Here is a 1080-nt window from a genome sequence, read left to right on the forward strand (position 1 = left end):
GGAGGAACCAGGTCTGCTGGTCCAGATCGACATTTTTCCATTCGGCCTGCAGCAACTCGCCAATCCGGCACAAGGTGCCCAGGCTGATCCAGAGCGCGAGCTGCGTTTCCTTCTTTAGCGGCCGAATACCGTCGTATTTTTGGCCCGCGGGGAGGGCGTCGTAATCGGCGGTCATTTGCTGGAAGCGGTTGTGCAGTTCCAACAGCTCCGCCGGGGAAAGGATCCGGCTTCTTTCCGCTTCGTAGTCGGCAGGGATCAGGGGGGAGATGTCGACCAGCTCAGTCGGATTACCCTCAACCAGTAACGCCCGCCAAGGTTGGCGCTTTCTAGCCCAGCTGAACATCTGGGTGAGGTCGGCGAAGAAGCTGATGGCTTGACGGTGAGCGCCGCGGTTGACCACGGTGCAGATCAGCGCCCGAACATCGTGTTCGGAAACATTGTTCACCGCGGTCCTGCCAAGTGCCGGGAATAGGTCCTTGTTAAAACGGCGCTGCAACTCGGCATTGCCATCTTTGCGCGCCACGCCATCCAACAGCCAGGCGCTGGCCAGATCCTGGACGGTCAGCGTTTGCACCTTCGTCGTTTTTACCTGTTCGGCCTCTACGTTAGCTGCGGCGTATGCCTGTGCCTTGGTGGTTTTCTTCTGCTCGTTGGGATTGATCTGCTCATCGATGAGCGCCCTAGCCTGGTTRCGYGCCTTGMGGATGTCSGTCAGGGATTTGCGYGGCCAGGWYCCGCAGGCGTACTCTTTKTTYTGSTCGCCCYARCRATAMCGATAGAAAAGCTGACCGAYACRCCGYCSTTRMGSASKGARATTCGACCSGCSAGATTGCCATCCTCCCKGAGGATYCGGCCGGCATCWTYSGYGRTCAGCGACTCGAGTTCTTTGATGGTRATTTTGSCCATGAAATGGRYTCCCCCTACTTTTACCCCCACAAAAACGTCGGCTCTTGATGGACGTTACTGGACTCTCGTAGAGCAGAACACCGCTGGAGCTCAAGTAAATACTAGCTTAGAAAAATCCAGAGTGATATTTCGGAGTCTTTCAAGAAGTATGAAAAAGGAGATGGGGTGCTAGGG

Annotated in this window: 1 pseudogene; it reads right to left on the reverse strand. The window is 56.3% G+C overall.

The window, feature by feature from the left end:
• Positions 1–906: pseudogene (locus tag ACXRVY_RS31005) on the reverse strand (tyrosine-type recombinase/integrase); the annotation flags it as partial.
• Between the last annotated feature and the right edge of the window lie 174 nt (positions 907–1080).

It is taken from the genome of Pseudomonas sp. P5_A2_2, from assembly GCF_054177685.1.